Source organism: uncultured Streptococcus sp., from assembly GCF_905372115.1.
GTDB lineage: Bacteria > Bacillota > Bacilli > Lactobacillales > Streptococcaceae > Streptococcus.
In genome coordinates this window covers 17,261-33,275 of record NZ_CAJPNR010000012.1, presented here as the reverse complement: position 1 = coordinate 33,275, position 16,015 = coordinate 17,261, and the positions used below count along the sequence as shown (strand labels likewise).

General features: G+C 43.7%; 14 protein-coding genes and 1 pseudogene. 6 read left to right on the top strand and 9 right to left on the bottom strand.

Translation table 11 applies throughout. The annotated features are described in order from the left end of the window. Positions 1 to 41: 41 nt before the first annotated feature. The 7 genes from QZ169_RS05155 to cdaA form a co-directional block, all read right to left on the bottom strand. Positions 42 to 203 (bottom strand): hypothetical protein, encoded by a 162-nt coding sequence (locus QZ169_RS05155; protein WP_002895966.1) that lies wholly within the window; start codon positions 201 to 203, stop codon positions 42 to 44. An 11-nt stretch (positions 204 to 214) separates the two neighbouring features. Then, entirely contained in the window at positions 215 to 1,525 is a 1,311-nt protein-coding gene (gene obgE, locus QZ169_RS05150) for a GTPase ObgE (protein ID WP_295505193.1), read from the bottom strand. A gap of 50 nt (positions 1,526 to 1,575) precedes the next feature. After that, the gene (locus QZ169_RS05145) at positions 1,576 to 1,704 is read right to left on the bottom strand and encodes a DUF4044 domain-containing protein (RefSeq protein WP_002895969.1); all 129 of its coding nucleotides are present in this window, start codon (positions 1,702 to 1,704) and stop codon (positions 1,576 to 1,578) included. 117 nt (positions 1,705 to 1,821) lie between these two features. Then, complete coding sequence (locus QZ169_RS05140; RefSeq protein ID WP_295505192.1) at positions 1,822 to 3,510, bottom strand: Ig-like domain-containing protein; 1,689 nt, start codon at positions 3,508 to 3,510, stop codon at positions 1,822 to 1,824. A 128-nt stretch (positions 3,511 to 3,638) separates the two neighbouring features. Next, entirely contained in the window at positions 3,639 to 4,991 is a 1,353-nt protein-coding gene (gene glmM / locus QZ169_RS05135) for a phosphoglucosamine mutase (RefSeq protein WP_295505191.1), read from the bottom strand. A 94-nt stretch (positions 4,992 to 5,085) separates the two neighbouring features. Next, a complete protein-coding gene (locus QZ169_RS05130) occupies positions 5,086 to 5,850 on the bottom strand; it encodes a YbbR-like domain-containing protein (protein WP_295505190.1) in 765 nt (254 codons plus the stop codon). Next, positions 5,838 to 6,686, bottom strand: a complete 849-nt coding sequence (gene cdaA, locus QZ169_RS05125; RefSeq protein ID WP_268681781.1) for a diadenylate cyclase CdaA — start codon at positions 6,684 to 6,686, stop codon at positions 5,838 to 5,840. Before cdaA ends, QZ169_RS05130 begins: the two co-directional genes overlap by 13 nt. A gap of 232 nt (positions 6,687 to 6,918) precedes the next feature. Here cdaA and murT point away from each other — a divergent pair, with 232 nt between their 5' ends. From murT to QZ169_RS05110, 3 genes are read left to right on the top strand one after another with little or no spacing between them, the layout of a single operon-like run. Continuing rightward, positions 6,919 to 8,262: a lipid II isoglutaminyl synthase subunit MurT gene (murT, locus tag QZ169_RS05120; protein ID WP_295505189.1), complete on the top strand. Its 1,344-nt coding sequence runs from the start codon at positions 6,919 to 6,921 to the stop codon at positions 8,260 to 8,262. Further along, positions 8,262 to 9,047 carry a lipid II isoglutaminyl synthase subunit GatD gene (gene gatD, locus QZ169_RS05115; protein ID WP_295505188.1) on the top strand — a complete coding sequence of 262 codons (786 nt, stop codon included), beginning with the start codon at positions 8,262 to 8,264 and terminating at the stop codon, positions 9,045 to 9,047. The genes murT and gatD overlap by 1 nt, the downstream gene beginning before the upstream one ends. Positions 9,048 to 9,065: 18 nt before the next feature. Continuing rightward, the gene (locus QZ169_RS05110) at positions 9,066 to 9,323 is read left to right on the top strand and encodes a LapA family protein (RefSeq protein WP_006267878.1); all 258 of its coding nucleotides are present in this window, start codon (positions 9,066 to 9,068) and stop codon (positions 9,321 to 9,323) included. 100 nt (positions 9,324 to 9,423) lie between these two features. On the opposite strand, the gene QZ169_RS05105 is transcribed toward QZ169_RS05110, so the two are convergent. Further along, a complete protein-coding gene (locus QZ169_RS05105; RefSeq protein ID WP_295505187.1) occupies positions 9,424 to 9,990 on the bottom strand; it encodes a TetR/AcrR family transcriptional regulator in 567 nt (188 codons plus the stop codon). Positions 9,991 to 10,395: 405 nt separating this feature from the next. On the opposite strand from QZ169_RS05105, the gene QZ169_RS05100 reads away from it, so the two are divergent. The 3 genes from QZ169_RS05100 (at position 10,396) to QZ169_RS05090 (ending at position 15,519) form a co-directional block, all read left to right on the top strand. Further along, positions 10,396 to 12,177 (top strand): serine hydrolase, encoded by a 1,782-nt coding sequence (locus QZ169_RS05100; RefSeq protein WP_295505185.1) that lies wholly within the window; start codon positions 10,396 to 10,398, stop codon positions 12,175 to 12,177. Between the two features lie 242 nt (positions 12,178 to 12,419). Continuing rightward, positions 12,420 to 14,207, top strand: a complete 1,788-nt coding sequence (locus tag QZ169_RS05095; RefSeq protein ID WP_295505184.1) for a serine hydrolase — start codon at positions 12,420 to 12,422, stop codon at positions 14,205 to 14,207. 70 nt (positions 14,208 to 14,277) lie between these two features. Beyond that, on the top strand, positions 14,278 to 15,519 hold the full coding sequence (locus QZ169_RS05090) for an aminopeptidase (protein WP_295505182.1): 1,242 nt from the start codon (positions 14,278 to 14,280) through the stop codon (positions 15,517 to 15,519). A 125-nt stretch (positions 15,520 to 15,644) separates the two neighbouring features. Here the strand turns inward: QZ169_RS05090 and QZ169_RS11550 are convergent. Beyond that, positions 15,645 to 15,866: pseudogene (locus tag QZ169_RS11550) on the bottom strand (MFS transporter); the annotation flags it as partial. Positions 15,867 to 16,015: the final 149 nt, after the last annotated feature.

The following is a 16,015-nucleotide window of genomic DNA, read 5'->3' as shown; positions in this document are numbered from 1 at the left end:
GCAGCTGAGTAGGATTATTTCCTGCTCAGCTGCTTTTTATCTTATTCCTCTTCTGCTTTCGCTAATGCTTCTCTTTCTAAACGCAGCTTGCGTTTGGGGTTGAGTTTATTAAAGAGCTCTTCTAGCTTTTCTGCATTCCAGACATCGGCTGCAGAGACAAAGTTTCCATTTTCATCTCGGAAGGATATTGGTTTATCACCCATTGCAAGCCTCCTTAGTCAACGAATTCAAACTCAAACTTGCCGATGCGGACCAGGTCACCATCCTTGGCTCCGCGAGCACGAAGGGCTTCATCAACGCCCATACCACGCAGCTGACGGGCAAATTTCATGACTGCTTCATCGCGGTCAAAGTTGGTCATATTAAAGAGTTTCTCCAGCTTTTCACCTGACAGCACCCAAGTCGCATCATCATCACGAGAAATTTCAAAGGCTGGTGCTTCTTCGTCAAAGCCATAGTAAGCTTCTTCTTCCATTTCAGACTCATCGTAAAGCAAGAACTCTGGCGTCTTATCCAGTAATTCTGCGGTCGCATCCAAGAGGGTCGCAAGTCCCTGCTTGGTAAGACTGGAAATGGGGAAGATTTGCGGTAGGTCAGCAAACTCATCATAATTAGCTGCCAATTTCTCTTTAAATTCCTTGAGATTTTCAGCACTTTCCGGCATATCCATCTTGTTGGCAACAATAATCTGCGGGCGCTCCATGAGACGAAGATTGTAGGATTCCAACTCTTTATTGATAGCTAGATAGTCCTCATAAGGGTCACGTCCCTCACTTGCTGACATATCGATGACATGCAGGATAACCCTTGTCCGCTCAATATGACGGAGAAACTGGGTTCCCAGTCCAACCCCTTGACTGGCCCCCTCAATCAAACCTGGTAGATCTGCTACTGCAAAGGACTCTCCAGAGTGAGTGCGAACCATGCCTAGATTAGGCACGATGGTCGTAAAATGATAAGCACCAATCTTAGGCTTAGCTGCTGTGATGACACTAAGCAAAGTGGATTTCCCGACAGATGGGAATCCGACCAGACCAACGTCTGCTAGAACCTTGAGCTCCAGCAGAAGCTCTCGCTCTTGACCTGGTTCTCCGTTCTCAGAAATCTCCGGAGCAGGATTTTTAGGCGTTGCAAAGCGGATATTTCCGCGACCGCCTCGGCCACCACGCGCTACGATAAATTCTTGACCATTTTCTACCAAATCCGTCAGCACCTTGCCAGTATCTGCATCACGAACCGTCGTCCCCTGTGGCACTCGAACAATCAAGTCCTCAGCCCCTCGGCCATGCATTCCCTTGGTCATACCCTTTTCACCAGACTGAGCCTTGAAGTGGCGATTGTAGCGAAAATCCATCAGGGTACGCAGACCTTCGTCTACGATAAAAATAACATTGCCGCCACGACCACCATCACCGCCCCAAGGACCACCATTAGGAACATATTTTTCACGGCGAAAGGCCACCATTCCATCGCCACCATTGCCAGCCTTAACTTGAATCTTGGCTGTATCTAAAAACATACTCATTTTTTCTATTCTCTTTTTCTAGTCTAAAAAAACGCCCTGAAGCGTCTGGATTAAAAGATTGCGCTGAGAGCAGAAGCAAAGATAGCTCCAACTGTCACGATGAGCATGATAATCACGACCAGCATCGTCAATTTTTCAAATCCTGTTTTTTTGCGTTGTCCATTGTCACCAAAAGCCACGATAACACCTCTATCCTTTAAAAATTACTAGGTCTATTCTAACACGATTGCTCCGTTTTTTCAAATGGAAAAGTATGCAAAAAGGCTTTAAGAGAAAACTCTTAAAACCTTTGAATTTTATCTAGTCTTTTTTTGAAGAAAGACATAGCTTCCAAAGCCAACTAAGATTGCCAAACCTGCAAGTGACAGCCAAAGTGTCGTTTCTTGACCAGTCTTAGGCAGAACCTTTTTGTTGCCTCCTGCAGCACCTGGATCATTGGTACCGTTGTTTGAATTGTTATTTCCATTCCCTGAATTGTCTGTTCCACCCTTTGGATTGTCGGAACTGTTACCAGGGGTATTGTTACCATTGCCTGGGGTATTATTTGGGTTGTTGTTTGGATTATTATTTGGGTTATTGTTAGGGTTGTTATTTGGATTGTTGTTATTTCCAGGGTTAGGTGGCTGAACTGCCTTGCCTGGATCATTACCTCTATAGGTATTTGTAAAGACTGGATCCAAATCATATTTAACAGAGCCTAAAAACTCACCATTAACATCTGTTACAGTAACTGTCAGTTGAGCTTCCTTGTCATCATAGACGTAGTTAGGATCATTTCCTGGGATTTCCTTGATGCTGTAGCGGTAAGTACCAGCTGCACTATAGTTCAAGGCCTTGAAATTGATAGAACCATCAGCTTCATTGGTAGCTGTTTGAAGTAAAACACCGTTTTCGTCAAAGAGACCAAAGGTAAACTGACCCTTTTCTAATTCTTTGTTAACAAGCTTTTTCTGAGCCTGAATCTTCACATCTTTTGCTAAAACTGCGCTTCCTTTACCAGAACCGTCTTCCAAGCGGACTGACTTAGTAATAGTACGCTCTGGGAATCCTTTAGCTGTCCATGATAACTTGTTGTTAACCACATCACCCACTTTTGTACCTTCTGGTACGCGAGTAGAGTACTCGATGTACATTGGCCAGTTGTAGTTATCACCAAAGTTGATGGTAAAACCGTTAGCATCGCCATTGGCGTTTTGGGTTAGAACTGCCTTGTTAGTAAAGTTATCCAAAACAGGCAGAGTCAGCAAGTGCGCTTCATTGCGGATACCGCCTTCTACAGGAGCATAACGAACTGCACGCAGAGTACCCGGTACCAGTGTCAGACCATCACCAAAGTTGTCTGAAATTACCATGTTACGAAGCATGTCCTGTCTTGCATTCAGGATAATACGCCACTTGACAATGCTTGGATCGCTACTGTCTTGGTAGCCATATTTCATTTCATATTCACCAGCAGTTCCATCTTCCTTTTGGTATTGGAAAGAAAAGTCTGTCTGGCCAAATTTGAAGGAAACAGGACCTGATTCTTTAACTTTTTCGTTATTCATTCGTACATTAAAAGTCAGAGAAAGCTCTTTCTTTTGTGTATAGTTTGTGAAGTAGTTACTGAAGGTTACTGTAACCGAATGGGTCGCTGGATCAGTTTGAGCTGTACCGACTAACTCTCCCGTATGATTAACAACATCATAGACATCGAAGTTTAAGGCAGTAATCAGACTTAATTCTTCCGGAAGTTTAAAAGTCAGGGTATCCCCTTCAGCTATATTTTGAGCCGCAGGAAATGTGAAGTTGGTTGTTACAGACAAGGTTTCATTAGTCTTAACAGTTGAGTCACTTGTTAATGGCTCACCATCCTTAGTAATGCTGGTTTGCTGACTGTATTCAGTTACTTCAGAAGCCTGAGTTCGAGCAGCAAAACCTAAACCTGTAACAATAGCTGTTAATAAGATAAGAATTTTAAAAATAATTGTATTTTTATTTTTCATCTTTTTCTCCTTTCATAGCTTATTATACCAAGAGTATTGCAATTTATCAACATTTTGTATCAAAGTGTTTAAATATTCACATAAATGTAAAAAAACCAAGACGTTATGTCTCAGTTTCTTTACATTAATTAGTCTATTCCAATTTCATCTCGAACAACATTAGCAATGGTATCTACATAATAATTTACTTCTTCGTCAGTTGGTGCTTCAGCCATGACCCTCAGCAGAGGCTCAGTTCCACTCGGACGAACCAAAATCCGGCCATTGCCAGCCATTTCAGCTTCCATTTTCTCAATGACCGTCTTAATAGCTGGAACTTCCATCGCCTTATCCTTCATGCTGTTTTCCACACGGATATTGACTAGTTTCTGCGGATAGATGGTTACTTCAGCGGCCAATTCGGATAGTTTCTTACCTGTTTCCTGCATGACCTTGGTCAATTGCACAGCTGAAAGCTGACCGTCACCTGTCGTATTGTAGTCCATGATGATAACATGTCCAGACTGCTCACCACCAAGATTATAGCCATTCTTACGCATTTCCTCTACGACATAGCGGTCACCAACTGCTGTCACAGCCTTTTGAATACCTTCTCGATCCAAAGCCTTATGGAAGCCTAGGTTGGACATAACAGTCGTAACAATCGTATTCTGCGCCAGCTCGCCTTTTTCAGACAGGTACTTGCCGATGATGAACATAATCTTGTCACCATCTACTAGCTCACCATTTTCATCCACTGCAATCAAGCGATCGCTATCTCCATCAAAGGCCAGACCAATCGCTGCACCAGACTCACAAACAACTTCCTGCAAAGCTTCTGGATGTGTAGACCCGACATTCAGATTGATATTGAGGCCGTCTGGATTTTCTCCGATAATCGTCAACTGTGCGCCGAGATCCGCAAAAATCTGACGGGCGCTGGTAGAAGCCGCACCGTTGGCCGTATCTAAGGCCACATGCATTCCTTCTAGTTCCAAACCAGTTGAAACCAAGTATTGTTGATACTTGCGCAGTCCTTCTGGATAATCAACCAAGTCACCTAAACCTTCGGCGCTTGGACGTGGCAAGGTGTCTTCCGCTGCGTCCAGCAAAGCTTCGATTTCCAACTCACGCTCATCATCCAGTTTATAGCCGTCACCACCAAAGAATTTGATACCATTATCCAAAGCTGGATTGTGGCTGGCAGAAATCATGACTCCCGCGCTGGCTTTCTCTGACTTAACCAGATAAGCTACACCAGGCGTTGCAATGACACCCAGCTTATAAACATGAATCCCAACGGACAAAAGTCCTGCAACCAAGGCGCTTTCCAGCATTTCTCCTGAAATTCGAGTATCACGGCCAACAAAGACCCGAGGAACTTCACTTTCGTGCTGACTCAGAACATAACCACCAAAGCGGCCGAGCTTAAAGGCCAATTCCGGCGTTAATTCCACATTTGCTTCTCCGCGAACACCATCGGTTCCAAAGTATTTACCCATTATAAATAGTTTCCTTTCATAAGACCTGGATGTAAAGATTTAGGCTACAAGCAAGGCAGACCGCTTTAATCCAAGTTTATTTTCAAAATTTTATTTAGTTTTTATTTGATGAGCTCGTATTTGAGCTGCTGTTAGAGGAGGACGAGCCTGAGTTGTCTGCTGTTTTAGTGTTGACACGCATAGTCGTTTCAAATGGTGTCACCACGCTTGGCATGACATTCCCCTGTCCATCAACAGCCTGCAGCGGCGCTGTCCCGCTATAGTTACCAGTGATAATGACATTGGTCGGGAGAATGGCTACGACATATTCAATCTTAGACAAGGTCTCCTCGTCACTGGTTACTGTAGCTTCCTTATTTTCCAAGGTCACACCACTGATCGTCACATTCTCAGCCACCTGGCTGTCTGTGATGAGGTAGCGAACCTCAACCTTCTTGCTGGCCTTTTTACCAATCTTAACAGAAATCTTCTGCGGAGTGACTGTAGCAGTCAGACCGCTCGGCAGGTTTTCCACTTTTAGCGGAATCTCTACTGTTCCTTCTGTAGCCTTGGAAAGATCAGCTACAACTCGAAACTTCCGAGTACTTTCCTGCATTTCACTGGCTAGATTGACACGGTTGGAACCTGTCAGGGCGACGGAAACTTCAGAAGTAAAGCCGCTGATAAAGTAATTCTCACTGTCATATTTGATATCAATCGGCACATTGGAAACCGTATTGGTATAAGTTTCAGATGTGACCTGCCGAACTCCAGTATTATTTTGATAACTGCTAGAGGTTGCATAGACAAAAAGCACTAGGGCAAAGAAAAACGAAGAGATGATATAAAGAATTTTTTTACGTTTTTTCATTTCTTCCATCCTCCCATGAAGCGTTTTTTCAAACCTGCTGGCTTGTCCTGCTCTGATAAGAAGACCTTTCTCAGCTCTGTCTCAAACTCATCTAAAGTCAAATCATGCTTGAAAATTCCATTGTGCGTAGTGGAAATACCGCCTGTTTCTTCTGAAACGACAAAAGTAAACGCATCTGATACTTCAGACAGGCCAATAGCTGCGCGGTGCCGAGTTCCAAACTCCTTAGAGATGCCGCTGCTTTCTGTCAGAGGCAGGTAGGCACAGGAAGCCGCAATCTTATTGTTTTTTATAATGACAGCTCCATCATGCAATGGCGTATTGGGGATGAAAATATTGATTAGTAGCTCTCCGGACACATCTGCATCCAAGGGAATCCCTGTTGCAATGTACTCCTGCAAGGTGCGGGTTCCCTGAATGGCCACCAAAGCCCCGATTTTCCGCGGACTCATATAGGCAACAGACTTGACAAAGGCCTGAACCATTTTTTCTTCGTTACTGATGGGCGTCGTAGAAAAAATATCCGTTGCTCGGCCCAGCTTTTCCAATCCTGCCCGAATCTCAGGCGAGAAAATCACCACGGCCGCAATGACCCCGTAAGTGATGACCTGATTAATCAGCCAAGAAATGGTGGTCAAGCCGATGATATTGGCAAAAAACTGTGCCAAGATAAAGAAGAGCACCCCGCGGACCAAAATCATAATCTTGGTACCGGCAATGGCCTTGATTAGATAATATAGAATCCATGCGACGATAGCGACGTCAATAATATTAATTACAATCCTCCAAGGGTCAGAAAACAAACTGGCCCAATATTGGAGATTGGTTAGTTGTTGAAAATTCATACTTAGACTTCCTACTCCTCTACAAGGAAAATCAAACAGCTGTAGCAACAAATCGAACTTATGAAATCCAGTATCAGCCTGATTTTATCTTGTAATTAGAGTTCACTCAATTAACTTCTCTCTTTTTATTTTACAGTGGGTCTTAATGCTTAAAGACTTACCAACCCATTATATCACGTTTGTCAATATTTTTCTGTAACCTTCTTTACTTTTTTATGATAAAATATTTCTTATGAAGATAAATACAGCATTGGGCCTCTTGGCGGGCAAGTCCTCCCACTTTGTTCTCAGCAAAATGGGACGCGGCTCGACTCTGCCAGGGAAAGTTGCCCTGACATTTGATAAAAATATTTTACAGAACCTAGCAAAGAACTATGAGGTCGTGGTTATTACCGGAACCAATGGTAAAACTCTGACTACAGCTCTGACAGTAGGCATTCTCAAGGAAGCCTTCGGAGAAGTGGTGACCAATCCCAGCGGTGCCAATATGATTACCGGGATTACCACAACCTTCCTGACCGCTAAAAAAGGCAAATCTGGCAAGAATATCGCTGTGCTGGAAATAGATGAAGCCAGCCTATCTCGGATTTGTGATTATATCAAGCCTAGTCTCTTCGTCTTTACCAATATTTTCCGAGACCAGATGGACCGCTATGGTGAGATCTACACGACCTACCAGATGATTCTGGATGCTGCAGCTAAAGTGCCTGAAGCGACTGTACTGATGAATGGCGACAGCCCCCTCTTTAACTCGGTCAGCCTAAAGAATCCTGTCCGCTACTATGGATTTGACACCGAAAAAGGCCAGGCTCAGTTGGCTCACTACAATACAGAGGGCATCCTCTGTCCTAAGTGTGAGCATATCCTCAAGTATGAGCTCAACACCTATGCAAATCTGGGGGCTTATATCTGTGTGGACTGCGGCTTCAAGCGTCCTAAGCTTGACTACAGCCTGACCGCTCTCAAAACACTTGAGCATAACCGCTCTGCCTTTACCATTGATGGACAAGACTATCAAATCAATATCGGCGGTCTCTACAATATCTATAACGCTCTAGCAGCAGTGTCAGTAGCTCAGTTCTTTGGTGTCGAGCCAGCTACTATCAAGGCTGGCTTTGACAAGAGCCGGGCTGTCTTTGGCCGTCAGGAAACTTTCAAAATCGGTGATAAGGAATGTACCTTAGTCTTGATTAAAAATCCTGTTGGGGCGACCCAAGCTTTAGATATGATTGGACTTGCACCCTTTGACTTTAGTTTGTCCGTCCTGCTCAACGCCAACTATGCGGACGGCATTGATACCAGCTGGATCTGGGATGCTGACTTTGAGAAGATTTTAGAGATGGAGATTCCTCATGTCATTGCAGGTGGTGTGCGCCACTCTGAGATTGCTCGTCGACTGCGGGTAACGGGCTATCCAGCAGATCAGATTACCGAAGTCAAAGATTTAGAAGCAGTCTTTAAGGCCATTGAACAGCAAGAAACCAAGCATGCCTATATCTTAGCAACTTATACTGCTATGCTGGAATTCCGCGAGCTACTGGCAGAGCGTCATGTGGTCAGAAAGGAGATGAACTAATGGTATATAGATCCCTCACTTCTCCTGAAAACCAGGATTACCGTTACGATATTAAAATTGCACACCTCTATGGTAATCTCATGAATACCTACGGCGATAACGGCAATGTTCTCATGCTCAAGTATGTGGCTGAAAAGCTAGGTGCTAGAGTTGAAGTCGATATCGTCTCTCTAGAAGATGACTTTGACAAGGACAGCTACGACATCGTCTTCTTTGGCGGAGGTCAAGACTATGAGCAAACGATCGTGGCTCGTGACTTGCCAGCTAAAAAAGAAGCTTTGGAAAGCTTTATCAATGAAAACGGCGTTGTACTAGCTATCTGCGGTGGCTTCCAACTCTTAGGCCAATACTATATCGAGGCTTCTGGCCGTCGAATCGAAGGCCTGGGCATCATGGGTCACTATACCCTCAACCAGACCAAAAACCGCTATATCGGCGACATCAAGATTCATAACGAAGAATTCGATGAAACCTACTACGGCTTTGAAAATCACCAAGGACGGACTTTCCTCTCTGACGACGAAAAACCTCTGGGCAAAGTCGTCTATGGAAATGGCAACAACCAAGAAGACGGCAATGAAGGCGTCCACTATAAGAATGTCTTTGGCTCTTACTTCCATGGTCCCATCTTGTCCCGCAATGCGAACTTGGCCTACCGTCTGGTGACCACTGCTCTGAAAAACAAGTATGGCTCTGATATTGAACTGGCTGCTTATGAAGAAATCCTAGCCCAAGAAATCCCAGAAGAATACGGAGATATCAAGAGCAAGGCTGAGTTTGAATAAATAAACAGGAGAATCACTATGAAAGAAAAATTGCACTATATTCTGCTTTTAATTACCATTCTATTGGTTGCCAGTATTTCCTTGGCAAATATGCAGAGTGTCAATGTTAGCTTTATCCTATTTAGCTTCAAACTTCCCTTAATCATATTGATTTTGGTCTCAGTGCTCCTAGGCTCTGTCACGACCTTTCTCATCAGCATGCTAAAAAACTTCTCGCTGAAAAAAGAGCTTAAGAAAACCAAAGAAGCACTTAAAAATTCCCATACAGAAAACTAGGTTGGAAATCCAGCCTAGTCTTTTTGTATTTTGAACAATGGAAATCACTGCATCCCTTTCTAACCAAGAAATCTTCAGGCAATCTTTTTTGCCATATCCATTACTCCGTCTTGCTTGTCGAATCATCTTTATCATAGGCGAAATAGCCTACAATCTTGAAAAAATAGTCTGTAATGACTTCTGGCTGCTCTGGCTCTTCCTCTTGCAGCCAGTTCCAAATAGCATTACTGTAGCCTCCGATGAGAAAGTGTATCCTAAAAAGCTGCATATCCATCTGCTCCTTAAAAAAAGGCTGAAGAACTGCTGGGGAATGGGCATTCCATGCAGAAATAAAGGAGGAAAAAAGCTGACTCTTAATTAGTCCTCTCAGCTCCTGACGCTTGCTGTACCAAAAACGAAAAAGATGAAGATAGGCTTCATAATGGTTTGGCTTGTTCTGCATATCCTCTTCTACACAAAAATACTCCTTCATCAGCTCCTGAAGGTAATAGTCCAATAAAGCCCTTTTATTGCGAAAATGGCGATAAAAGGTCCGTCGGGAAGTCTGCGAAACCTCTATAATATCTGTGACTGAGATTTCTGAAAAATCCTGACTTTGCAGCAAGGTTAAGAGTCCCTGTTTCAGCATTTCTTTCGTTTCCAGCACCTGCAATTGCTTGCCGTCCATCTTGTCCTCCTTGAATGGTATACAGAAGCAGCCAAAAAGTATCTCTTGTAGGCTAAAAGCCATTTTCCCTTGAACTTGGCTGCTGGCTTGGTTATAATCTTAGTGTCAATTTGCTCCTAGTATAGCGTATTTTGACTTCGTTTTCAACGAAGACATAGCTGAGGAGATTTCAATACTCAATGCAAACTAAAGAGCAAGCACAGACAGTACCAGAGTACAGCAAGATGGCGTTGATGTGATCTTAAGTTGTTTTTCGAAGAGAATACAATAGATCCAACAAACCGAGTCAGTTCTCCACAAAATTTTCCTTGCTTAAAGGGACTTTATTCTGTAGAAGATGCTGGGCAATCGTTCCTAGTCTGCTGCTTCTGTTGCTAAAGATTGATAGAAAAGGAGTATCTCGTAATGAAAAAATTGACCCTATGCTTTATGCTAAGTTTCTTAACTCTCAGCCTTATCTACCCAGCTAAAGCGCTAGCCGAGGAGGGAACAAAGCTGCCATCTGGAGCCAGTCGCGACCAAATCAGCCAGAAAATTCAAGATTTTGTCAAAAAACACGAAAAGACCACTGCTGGTATGGCAACAGCCGTCTTTGATACCAATGGAACTATCTACCAAGGCAGTTTTGGCTATATGGATAAGGAAAAAAGTATCAAAGTGGACAAAGATAGCGTATTCGAATGGGGAGCAGTGACTAAACTTACTGTTTGGATTTCTGTTATGCAGCTTTGGGAGGAGGGCAAGATTGATTTAGAAGAAGACATCCGCACCTATCTGCCAGAAGGCTTTCTCAAAAATCTTCGTTTTGAAAAGCCTATCACCATGCTCGATCTGATGAATCATCAGGCAGGCTTTGATACGATTCCCAATTACTTACATGGCGACAAGAGTCTAGAAGAAATTTTGACTTTTTACCAGCCAATCCAATCTTTCGAGCCAGGTACGGTCACAGCTAACTCAAATTATGGGACAGGCTTGGCCTCTTATATCGTAGAGCGGATTTCTGGTCAGAGTTTCTCCGATTACGTTCACGAGCATATTTTTGAACCTCTAAAGATGAACAAGACGGCCATTTTACCAGATTTATCCGACAATGCTTTTGTACAGGCTAAGCGCAAGGAAGCAAAGGGATACGATAGCGAAGGCAAGCCCTTGGGAAGCGCTAATTCCGAACTCGGCCTCTACTCCTCCGGCAGAGCTACAGGAACTCTAGAGGATTTACAAAAGTTTGCTCAAGCACTTCTCAAAAAGGAGACCCTTTTCCATCGTCCAGAGACTTGGACAACCCTTTATACTGCTACTTCAACATATCCAGGTACAGATATAGTACGCAATGCTCACGGCTTCTGGGTAAGCAAGTATAATGTTTCTGTTTTAGGCCAAGGAGGACATACGTTCGGATTTTCTAGCAATCTTTTGTTGGACCTTGAGTCAGGAGTTGGCATGATTGTTATGACCAATCAATCAATTGAAGAACGCTATAAGCTCTATATGCCGGAATTAGTATTTGGACAGCGAAAAACAGCTAGCGAAGCTACTAAGGAACGATTCAGTCCTGGATATTATCTTTCCTTCAGAATTTTTAATAGCGGCCCCTTGTCTATAGCCAAAATTGTACCTCCATTTATTGATCGACTGAATAGTCCGAATGAAGACTTATTAAAAGATGAATTTTGGACCATTGACGATAGCAATGAGCGAACTATACTGTCCTTGACTTCCTCTGACTTTAAGAAGATTTCTGGTTCCGAGCTCTTTACTGACTATGCCGTCACAGGCTTAGGACTCCTTGCTAGCTTTTTTGCTCTGGGAAATATCTTATGTAGTATTTTTAGAGACATTAGTCATCTAATTTGGCACAAGCAGAAAAAAACTCTGCCTCGCTCTTGGAAGGTTTGGAACTACCTGACTTCTCTAGGCATCATGGCAGTTCCGCTTCAACTCCTATTGGTTTTCCAAGCAGTTTTAAAAAATGATTTTAGCGGCGTTAGCTCTTGGCGCTATATGGTCTTTGCTATCTTAGGATTCCTACTGACCCTTGCTGTTCTGCTGCCCATTTTCAAAAAATCATCAGAGAAACTCAGTCGAGGTCATGTCTGTCTGACAGTTCTGACTAGCCTATCTGCCCTAGCTATGATAGCCAATATTCTCTATTGGTCTCTCTATCAGTGGTGGGTTTTCCAATAGTTTACACTAAATTCTAACTAGATCAACACCAAATTTCCGTACTTCAGTATTGCCTACAGCTAGCTTCCCTGTTTACTCTTTGAATTTCATTGAGAATTAGAAAATGACCAATTATTATCTACATAGAACAGAAAGGAAATTTTATGAGAAAATCAAAACTCCTAATCATTTTAATCATCCTAGTCCTCGGCTTTTTGATCTATTGCTGCAATAGCTAAATCTGAGACATGTCAAAAAGGAGTATGAATATGATAACAAAACGAATGTTTTTATGGCTTCTGGCTATTCTCAGCCTTGGAATTTTCCAACCAATCACTGCATTAGCTGATGAATCACAAAAGCTACCATCAGGCATAGAACGCAGCCAAATTGGGCAGAAAATCCAAGACTTTGTCAAGGAGCATGAAGAGACAACAGCCGGTATGACAACGGCAGTCTTTGATAAGAGCGGTACGATTTACCATGCCAACTTTGGATATACGGACAAAGAGAAAGGCATCAAAGTGGATGAAAAAAGCGTCTTTGAATGGGGTTCTGTGACCAAGTTGACTGTTTGGATCTCAGTTATGCAACTCTGGGAAGAAGGCAAGATAGACCTAGAAACTGACATAAAAACCTATCTGCCAAAGGACTTCCTCAAGACTCTTCGCTACGACAAGCCTATTACCATGCTGGATCTGATGAATCATCAAGCTGGTTTTGAAGAGTCTGGTGCGGCCATGAACTACCATGACATCAGTATGGAAGAATTCCTAGCAACTAAGCAGGCTGCCCAAATCTTTGAGCCTGGCACAAAGACCGCCTATTCGAACTACAGCACGGCCTTGACCGCTTATATCGTGGAGCAGGTTTCCGGTCAGAGCTTCTCAGACTATGTCCATAAGCATATTTTCCAGCCATTGGACATGGATAAGACGGCTATCCTACCAGGCTTTACAGATAATGACTATGTGCGCGAAAAGCGGAAGGAAGACAAAGGCTACAGTACAGAAGGACAGTCTCTTGGAGCATCCAACTTCTACATGGACATCTATCCAGCAGGTCAGGCCGCCGGTACTATAGCAGATTTCCAAAAATTTGCCCAAGCCCTCCTGAGTCAGGACAAGTTATTTAAACGGAAGGAAACCTGGACAACTCTTTACACAGCTAGCTCCACCTATCCTGGCACGGATATACCGCTTAACATGCATGGCTTCTGGACCCAAGAGTACGGCACGACTCTTGTAGGCCATGGAGGGAATACCGACGCCTTCTCCTCCAATATCCTGCTTGACTTGAAAAACGGCATTGGTTATGCCGTCATGACCAATCAATCCCAAGAGCAAATCTATAATAGCGAGATGCCCCAGCTGATTTTTGGAGACAAGAAAGAGACTGACAAAACAACCTTTAAAAATTTTCAGCCTGGCTTTTACCGCAAAGCCCGCTACTTCGAGACAGGGCCGATATCCATTACCAGAGGATTTTTATACACCAGCTACGCCCCTAAAGACGCAGACAATCCTCTCCTCACTCAAGGCTATGCAGTTCTTAGCCATGCGAATAACCAAGAGACTATCACAAATGCCTACGGAGATAGCTACAAGATTGCGGACATTGAGATCTACAAAGACTATGCCATGTACGCCTTATTCTTTGTCGGGCTGATCTATGCTCTTACCAGTCTTGTCATCAGCGGAGTGGCAGACCTGATTCGTTTGATCAGAAAGACACCTGCCAAGGCTCCAGTAGATTTAAAAATCTGGAATTATCTGACCTCGTTTACTATTCTCGCCGTTGGATTCAATTCTTATCTCATCTTTACCGTTATGACTGTCAGCAAGACTGGTATCATGCAACCTTGGCGCTATATGGTCTTCGCTGGACTGGGAATTTTACTGCTAGCAGGCCTCCTCTATCCTTGGGTAACTAAGGCCAAAAGCCGATTAAGCAAGGGACGTCTCTTCCTAACGGTCCTGACCAGCCTAGCTGCCCTCACCATCATAGCCAACATTCTCTATTGGTCGCTTTATCAGTGGTGGGTGCTATAAAAAAATATTCGCTGCTTTCGAGTGAGCTGTTATCTCACACGCCACTTCTCTACAAGAAAGGAAAACAAACATGACTCTAGCAAATTTTCAAGAAAACCTACTCAAATACGCTAAAATTCTAGTTACTTACGGTATCAATGTCCAGCCGGGACAAACGGTCGCTCTCAGTATTGATGTTGAGCAGGCAGAACTGGCTCGTTTAATTGTCAAAGAAGCCTATGCACTCGGCGCCCATGAAGTCATCGTCCTATGGACCGACGAGCAAATCCAATACCAGCAACTCCTTCACAATCAGCTAGACCGCTTAGAAAAAGCTCCTGACTATAAGGTTTCTGAATTTCACTATATTTTAGATAAGAAAGCTAGTTACCTACTTATCCCATCGTCCCATCCGGAGGCCTTCCAAAATATCTCGCCAGACAGAGTCGCCAAAGCTGCTGAGGTCTATGCAAAAATCTCGCAACCACTGATGACGGCGGCCCAAAGCAAACAAATCTGCTGGACCATGGCTGCTGCGGCAGGTAAAGCTTGGGCTCAGAAAATTTTCCCCAAGGCCAAAGACGAGGAAGAAGCGACTGACTTGCTATGGGACCAGATATTCAAATCCTGTAAAGTTTACGAGGATGACCCTGCTGCTGCCTGGATTGCTCACCGTGAAAAGCTAAATGCTAAGGCTCAGATTTTAAACCAAGCCCAGTTTACTGCTTTGCATTATCTTGCTCCGGGAACTAATCTGACTGTGGGCATGCCTAAGAACCATCGCTGGGATGTTGTCGGTGGCTTCGACGAGCAAGGGAACTATTGCATTGCTAATATGCCAACCGAGGAAATCTACTCAGCACCTGATTTCCGGCGAGCAGACGGCTATGTCTCTAGCACCAAGCCACTCAACTTGAATGGGCAGCTTATCGAAGGCATTCATCTGGTCTTTAAAAATGGTCAAATCGTAGAGGCAACTGCTGAAAAAGGAGAGCAAGCTATCAAAAACTTGATTTTTCAACATGACGGAGCTAGACACTTGGGAGAAGTCGCCCTTGTACCAGATTCAAGTCCCATTTCTCAGTCGGGCATCACCTTCTTTCACACGCTCTTTGACGAGAATGCTTCTAACCATTTGGCTATCGGCGCTGCCTATCCAATCAGTCTAGTCGGCGGAGAGAATTACTCCGAAGAAGAGCTAAAAGCTGCTGGCCTCAACCGTTCAAGTGTCCATGTGGACTTTATGATTGGCTCCAATCAGATGGATATCGACGGAATTTGCCCAGATGGCAGTCGGGTTCCTATCTTTCGCAAGGGCGAATGGGCTATCTGATAACATCGTTCAGTTTATCTTTTATTACTTTGTGAAATCGCCTTGCCGTACACCATATAGCCTGGCCTGTAGCTTGCTGCCTTATCCTAAAATACTATACAAACAAACTAGGTTGGAAATCCAGCCTAGTCTTTTTGTATTCTCTTTTGATAAAGGTAGGAAATCAAAGCCAATCCCATCACTCCGAAACCAATCAGAAGAAAGGAAAGGGTGTGGACACTCGGCAGAACAGTCATTAGAAAAGTCGCGGGAGGCATGAAAAGAATTGCCAGCGTGTAGATCGTTGAGAAAACGCGGCCAGTCGCTCTTTCAAAACTACCTTTACCGACCCTTGTTCGGATTTTATTTTCAGACGAGACTCTTTTCGTCAAAATCTTACCGGCTGAAAATCGGAAAAGGCAGATTCTGCTAAAAGAACTCTTCAGAAAATAGAAAGTTCGGGATTTGCTCTCAGACCAACCGTCAGAAAATCTGACAGAGTCACTTTGCTCCAAAA